Genomic DNA, 7,225 nt, shown 5'->3' with positions numbered 1-7,225 from the left:
GCCTCGCTCGAAGAGCCCGATTGCCGCCTTCCTGGCCTCGATGTCGTGCTTCACCCTCAAGTCGACACGCATAAAAAGCCTCCCATTTCTCATGTCCAAGAAATGGGAGGCAGTTCAAGTGCGCAGCGGGGGTTCTTTCATGTCCGAGGACGCGCTGGGAAGTTACCCCATGCGGACGGCGGACAACCTATGTAGCCTCAGACTAGAACATGCCCAAGAAACCATGCACAAACAGCGCAGCCAGAGCAGCGCCGACAAACGGAGCGATGCCAGGAACGAGCAGGCCGTACTTCCAGTTGTTGTCAGCCTTGTTCTTGATCGGCAGCACCTGATAGGCCATGCGAGGACCAAGGTCACGAGCCTGGTTCATGGCGAAGCCGGTGATGCCGCCCATGCCCATGCCAACGGCCCAAACGATCAGGCCGACGCAGATGGCGAGCATCAGAACGTTCTCGCCGGCGCGGTTAGCGGCAGCAAGGATGGCGCTGATGAACACGAAGGTGCAAATAGCCTCGCAGAAGAAGTTGCGGGCATAGTTCGTGCCCTCGGTGGTGGGGTTGGTCGAGAAGATGTTGCGCTGGGCAATGGGGTCGACGACGCCCTCGGAAGCCTTGAACTCATCGGCATACATAAGCCAAGCGATTACGGCGCCCACAAAGCCGCCGAGCATATCGGCAATCATGAAGGGGATGCAGCTGCTCCACGGCACCAGGCCGACGATGCACTGGGCAAGCACCATAGCCGGGTTCATGCACACGGCGCCACCAAAGACAAACAGGCAGACCGAGATGCCAAAAGACCAGGTGGTGATGGCAAACATATGGCCGGAGCCCTGATACTTGGTGCCCTTGAGCACGGTATCGCAGTGCACGCCCACGCCAAAGATAATCATGAGGGCCGTTGCGCCGAATTCGCAGAGGAGTTTGGTAAGCATAAAACCTTATCTTTCTTGTCGGTTATAAACGATTCGTTTGGGCCACGCACTAGTGCTGCGCGACGACAACGCCCAGGCCATCGGGAATGACGGCAACCTTGGCATCGGCACCCTTCATTTCAAAGGCGAGCTTGAGCGCTTCCTCGAGGGTGTTGACCGGCGTCATGTGCATATCCTTGATCATCTGGTGATCGCACAAGTCGGTGACCATGATCACAGGATGATGTGCCAGGATGCGGGCAAAGATCTGACTCGTCCACTGGTCGGGCAGGGTCTCGTCCTTAGGACGGTCGATGCAGGCACGCTCAAACTCTGCCGGATCGTTGTCGGCGATGTTGTGATAGAAGCCCTCGCCACCGTGACCGTCGGCGCAACCGGCGACATCGATGATCACGCCGCCCTCGGGAAGTGTGGCCTCGGCAGCGCACATGCCCTTCACGGCCTGGTAGATGTTCTGGTCGAGCGGGTAGCCGCCGTTGGTGGTGATAGCAATCTCGCACTCGACGGGCTCAACGCCGGCAAGGCTCTTCACGAACTCGCAGCCAGCCTCGTGTGCCTTGTGGATGTCGCCGGCACAGGAGCCAATGACCTCGTGTTTGCCGTTGAGCACCACGTTAAGCACAAAGGCAAGGTGAGCCATCTCGGCAGCAGCAAACATGTCCTCGCTCACGTGGTTGTGGCACAGGTTGCCAGCACGCGAGTGGGAATCATTCACAAACTGACCGTTGTGGTTGTACATGATGGTCTTGTAGCTGGCGATACCGGGAAGGACGGACTTGCGGCTGCCAGAGAAACCGGCAAAGAAGTGCGGCTCAATGAAGCCCTCGGCAAGCAGCAGATCGCAATCGGCAGCAATCTTGTTGATAATGCACTCGCCGCCAGAGGGCAGGGTGCCGATCTTCTTCATCATGCTGTCGTCAGTCGCGACGTGCATAACGATTTCCTCGTTGGCAACGATCTCCTCGCCGTACTTGTTGACAAGCTCCTCGTGCGTCGACGGACGATGCATACCCGTAGCAACCAGAATACGCACGCGAGCCTCGGGCGCAGCGGAGTGGATGTGATGCAGCAGAATAGGCATCGTCACACGCGAGGGAACGGGGCGCGTATGGTCGGAGCTAATGATGACAATATCCTTCTTGCCAGCACAAAGCTCCTCGAGCGAAGGCGAGCCATAAGGGTTGGCAAGCGACTCCTCTACCAGCTCTTCCTGCGATTTCGTGGTCTTAAACTCGTTTTGGTGACCTTCCATCACACCGGCGAAGTTTTTATCCTCGAGCTCCAGATGCAACGTCTTGCGGTCAAACGGCAGTTCACATTCAAACAACGACGAGCGCCCTCTTCCTTTCAACTGACACACTAGTTAAACCGTTGGAAGGATACGCCGCTCACCGAAAAACTCCACCGCCCACCGACTCATTAACACAACGTTCATATTTGACCCACAACAAAACGGCCGCGATCCCAATCGGGACCGCGGCCGCTACAGTCGTAAGGCGAGAAGCGCCAAATGCATCTCAATCCCGATCGATAAGACGCGAGGCGCGAAGCGCCAAACGCGCCGCCGGGACAGACCCCATCCAAAACGCGCGGAGCGCGCCAATATTCCCCCAGCAGTAATCCGCCGAAGACCGGACATCGTAGGGCCCGCCATTAGCTTACTTTTAGGCACACTCCGCAGGACGCAAGAAGCCCTCGCCGCACGAAGTGCGCAACGAGGGCTTCTTGCATGTCCGAGGACGTGCCTAAAAGTAAGCTAATGGCGGGCCCGGACGACTACAGGGCTATCGATTACCCCGTGTTCTGCAAACCTGCCGAGACGCCGGTCACAGTTGAAAGAATCAGGCTCATGTACTCGGCCTTCTTCTCCTCGGCCATCTCATCCTGGTTCATACGCACCTCGCGAAGGGCGCGGACCTGAGCGATGGATAGGGCGTCGACATAGGGGTTACGGACGCGGACGGCACAGCCGAGCACGCGGCGGCGCTGCAGCGGCCACTCGTCACCGACGATGGCAAGGACCCACTTACGCGTGAGCTGCATCTCGGTGAAGACCTTCTCGGACAAATCCTGGCGATCGCCCAGGTGCAGATACATCTTGGCGATGCGCTGGTCGGTCTTGGCAATCGACATCTCGATGTTGTCGATAAAGGTGCGGAAGAACGGCCACTCCTGGTAGGCAGCCTTAAGCTGGTCCAGATCGCCAAACTGCTCGCACGCGGTGCCCAGACCGTACCAAGCGGCCAGGTTAATGCGTGCCTGGCTCCAGCTGAAAATCCACGGAATGGTACGCAGGTCGTCGAGCGACTTGGCACCCAGGCCGCGCTTGGCGGGACGCGAGCCGATCGGCAGCAGACCGACCTCGGTCAGCGGCGTAACGGTCGAGAACCACGGTGTAAAGTCCTCGGTGTTCAGCAGGTCCAGATAGCGCTCGTGGCTTGCGGCGTTGAGCTTCTCGGCCATATCCCAGAACTTCTGCGTGGTCTCGGTGTTGGTCTTCTCGACACTCGGGGCCGACTGCAAAAGCGTTGCGGCGGCAACGGACTCAACATGGCGCTGTGCCAGCGTGCGGTTGCCATAACGGGCAAAGATGACCTCGCCCTGCTCGGTGAGCTTAAAGAAGCAGTTGACCGAACCCTTGGGCTGCGCCAGCACGGCCTTGTTGGCCGGGCCGCCGCCACGGCCCACGGCGCCGCCGCGACCGTGCATGAGCACCAGGTCGATATCGTTCTTCTCTGCCCACTTGGCGATACGCTCCTGCGCGGAGTGCAGCGCGAGCATGGCCGTGGTAGGACCGGCATCCTTGGAGGAGTCGGAATAGCCCAGCATAACCTCCATGCGGCGGTTGGTCTGGGCAAGACGCTTCTGCACCACGGGCAGCGTAAGCATCTGGTCGAGCACGTCGACGCAGCCCTCGAGGTCCTCGAGCTGCTCGAATAGCGGGATCACGTCGAGCTCGGGGACATCTTCCTCGTGTGCGAAGGACAGGTGGGCCAGCTCGAAGACGTCAGCCACATGCTGGGCGCTCTTGGTAAACGAGATGATGTAGCGGTGCGCCATCTTCTTGCCGTAGCGCTTTTGGATGGAGCCGATAGCACGGAAGGTATCGATGACTTCGCGCGTCATGGGCTGCAGGTCGCCATGGATACCGTTCTCGTGGATATCCTTGAGGGCGCGGGCATGCACCACGGAGTGCTGACGGAACTCCATCTCGACCATATGGAAGCCGAAGGACTCGACTTGCCAGATGATGGTCTGGACCGGGCCGTAGGCGGCACGGACGGCACCGCAGGCGGCCAGCGAACGCTGGACGACGCGCAGGTCATCCAGGAACTCGTCGGCGCTGTGGTACATGGTGTCGGTGATACGGCGCACGGTGGCGTTCAGACGGTCGGCCATGACGAGCATGACGGCGCGATGCGGCTCGTGCTCGGAGATCAGCTCGGCGCGGGCCGTGTACCGAGGGCTCATCTCGACCTGATGGTTCCACAGGTTAATGAGCTCGGCCGACGGCTTGCTGTAGGTAGCCTCGAGCGTGAGGTTGCGGCCGATGTGGCGGCACTTGTCCTCGAGCTTGAGCACCATGTGCGTAAAGTACTTGGCGGCGACCTCACGGCTCACCTTGGCGGTGACGTTGGGGTTACCGTCGCGGTCGGAACCGATCCAGCTGCCGGGATGGAAGAACGCCGGGCACAGCGGCGGCACAGTACCGGCCTTGTCGCCCAGCACCCAATCGTCAAAACGACGATAGATAACGGGGATAACGTCGAACAGCGTGTTATCGAAGATGTCGATGATGGTATCGGCCTCCTCGACCGGCGTGGGCTTCTTGAGCGCGATGGGGCTCGTACGCACCAGGGCGTCGATCTCCTGCAGCATATGGCGCTCGTTCTCCACCAGGTCGGAGCCGCCCAGACGCGGACGCTCCTCCAGCAGGTTGGAGATACGGCGGATCTTGCCCTCGACGGCCTTACGACGGGCCTCGGTGGGATGTGCGGTAAAGACAGGGTGGAACTCGAGCTTGTCGAGCAGCTCGTTGGCACCCTCGACACCCAGCTCATTCACCAGCTGGTGATAGGCAACGGTAAGCTCGTTGGCAGGATCGACCTCGGTATCGGTCGACGCACCGGCCTCGCGCTCGCGCAGCTGCGCCACACGGTAGTTCTCCTCCGACAGGTTTGCCAGATGGAAAAAGCTCGTAAAGGCGCGGACAATGACCTGCTGCTTATCGAGCGGCAGGCTGTCGATCAAATCGACGACCTCACGAAATGCCACGGCAGTGGGCTCGTCGGCGGTGGGCACGCCCTGCTCGTCGACGGCTTCGTCGGCAGCGCAGGTACCGGGGTTGCCGGCATTGACCACAATCTCGGCTGTCAAAATCTTGTCGAACAGGTCCGCGATCTCGGGATCATACTCGCTAAGCACACGGCGCTCCAGGCGCAAGAACAGCGCCAGATTGTCGCGCAGCTCCTCGGGGATCTCGATCTCGGCGAGACGCTCCCTGGACTCGGCATTCGAGCCGATTCGGTTAACGAGGCGGTTGACCACGGCAGCGACGCGCGCCGCGGCTTCGGGTACAGACTGGTTGCTTAGGTTCTCAGCCACGTTTCCTCCCATTCCTCCTTCTATGCACGTAACATGCGGTATTCATTATAGGCGCTTGAGAAATACTTTCGACACTGATTGCGCTTTACCACACAAAAGTATTTTCTGCATTGCAAAGGTTTTTGCCCTAAATGGTCGTATTTCTCGGTGGGCGGCATACGTAAACGGGGGCATTCCGCATAAAAGCGAAACACCCCCGTAACAATCGCTCTCCATGAGCAGGGCACGTTAGCAGGCCCGAAGCTCAAAAAGATGCGCTACAGGCGCTCGCGAACCGCCTCGACGACGTTGTCCAGATCGGCGAGCACCTCGTCATGGCTCTGCATGTCGCGCACTTTGACCTTGCCGGCGGCAAGCTCGTCGCCACCCAGGACCAAGATGAGCTTGGCGCCTACCTTATCGGCTTGCTTAAACTGGGCCTTGAGCGAACGACCCTGATAGTCGGCCTCGGTCACGATACCTGCGGCGCGAAGCTCCTGCGTAATGGCGAAGACGTTCTGACGCAGCTCCTTGCCGGCGTTGGCGACATAGACGCACGGGGCCTCATCGGCACCCAAATCGCTGCCAAAGGCCTGCAGGGCCAGCAGGGCGCGCTCAAAACCGACAGCAAAGCCGACGCCCGCCGTGGGCTTGCCACCCTCGAGCTCGACCAGGCCATCGTAGCGGCCGCCGCCGCCGATGGAGCCGACACCGGCGCCAGGGGCCTCGACCTCAAAGACAGTACGGGTGTAGTAGTCCAGGCCGCGCACCAAGGTGGGATCCTCGACATACTCGATACCGGCGGCATCCAGATAGCGCTTGACCTGCTCGTAGTGCTCGCGGCACTCATCGCACAGGTTGTCACCCATCAGCGGAGCCTCGGCCATGATCTCGCGGCAGTGGTCGTTCTTGCAGTCGAAGGCACGCAGCGGGTTGAGCTCGGCGCGCTCGCGGCACTCATCGCACATCTCGTCGGCGTGGTCGAGAATGAACTGCTTAACCTGCTCGCGATAAGCCGGACGGCACTGGGCGTCACCCATCGAGTTGATGAGCAGACGAAGCTTGGAAAGATCGAAGCCCAGGCGCTTGTAGAACTCCATGAGCATGATGATGCACTCGGCATCTGCCGCCGGATCGGGAGCGCCGAGCCACTCGATGCCCACCTGGTGGAACTGGCGCAGGCGGCCCTTCTGGGGACGCTCGCCGCGGAACATGGCCTCGGCGTAGTACGCCTTAAACGGCGTGGAGCCCTGGGGCACCAGATTGTTCTCGACGACAGCGCGCACCACGCCGGCCGTGCCCTCGGGGCGAAGTGCCAAGCGCTGCTTGGGCTTGAGTTTGGTGTCGGTGCCCTCGGTAAAGACGCGCTCCAGGTTGGCACCGCTGAACACGCGGAACATTTCCTTGCGCACGACGTCGGTCGACTGGCCGATACCGTGGACAAACACGTCCACCTGCTCGATCGCGGGCGTCTCGATGGGTTTAAAACCAAACGGCTCAAACACGCCGGCCGCAATCTGCTGCATCTTTTGCCAAGCGCGCATCTCGGCGCCGATAAGGTCGCGGGTTCCCTCCGCCTTCTGTGCCTGCATGGGCAAACACCTTTCTTTTGTATCGCGTCATAGGTAGTGGACATTATACGGCACAAAGCAGCAACGCGGCGGTGCGTCTGACCGAACGAGGGTATGGGGACTCGTTCGGTCAGAC

At 60.3% G+C, this 7,225-nt stretch carries 4 protein-coding genes; all 4 read right to left on the bottom strand.

Annotated elements, in window-relative coordinates; all coding sequences use genetic code 11:
- Positions 1-202: 202 nt before the first annotated feature.
- Positions 203-934, bottom strand: a complete 732-nt coding sequence (gene larD / locus I4W07_RS09035; RefSeq protein WP_196026415.1) for a D/L-lactic acid transporter LarD — start codon at positions 932-934, stop codon at positions 203-205.
- Positions 935-983: 49 nt separating this feature from the next.
- The gene (larA, locus tag I4W07_RS09030; RefSeq protein WP_196026414.1) at positions 984-2,261 is read right to left on the bottom strand and encodes a nickel-dependent lactate racemase; all 1,278 of its coding nucleotides are present in this window, start codon (positions 2,259-2,261) and stop codon (positions 984-986) included.
- Positions 2,262-2,725: 464 nt separating this feature from the next.
- Positions 2,726-5,539 (bottom strand): phosphoenolpyruvate carboxylase, encoded by a 2,814-nt coding sequence (locus tag I4W07_RS09025; protein ID WP_411160856.1) that lies wholly within the window; start codon positions 5,537-5,539, stop codon positions 2,726-2,728.
- Positions 5,540-5,796: 257 nt separating this feature from the next.
- A complete protein-coding gene (hisS, locus tag I4W07_RS09020; protein ID WP_117640032.1) occupies positions 5,797-7,110 on the bottom strand; it encodes a histidine--tRNA ligase in 1,314 nt (437 codons plus the stop codon).
- Positions 7,111-7,225: the final 115 nt, after the last annotated feature.

Origin of the sequence: Collinsella aerofaciens (genome assembly GCF_015670745.1) — a bacterium.
Classification (GTDB): Bacteria; Actinomycetota; Coriobacteriia; order Coriobacteriales; family Coriobacteriaceae; genus Collinsella; species Collinsella aerofaciens_T.
This window is presented reverse-complemented; position numbering and strand designations above follow the sequence as displayed.

Coding starts and splice junctions, on each gene's coding strand:
- larD (WP_196026415.1), bottom strand. CDS start 934: ATGCTTACCAAACTCCTCTGCGAATTCGGCGCAACGGCCCTCATGATT.
- hisS (WP_117640032.1), bottom strand. CDS start 7,110: ATGCAGGCACAGAAGGCGGAGGGAACCCGCGACCTTATCGGCGCCGAG.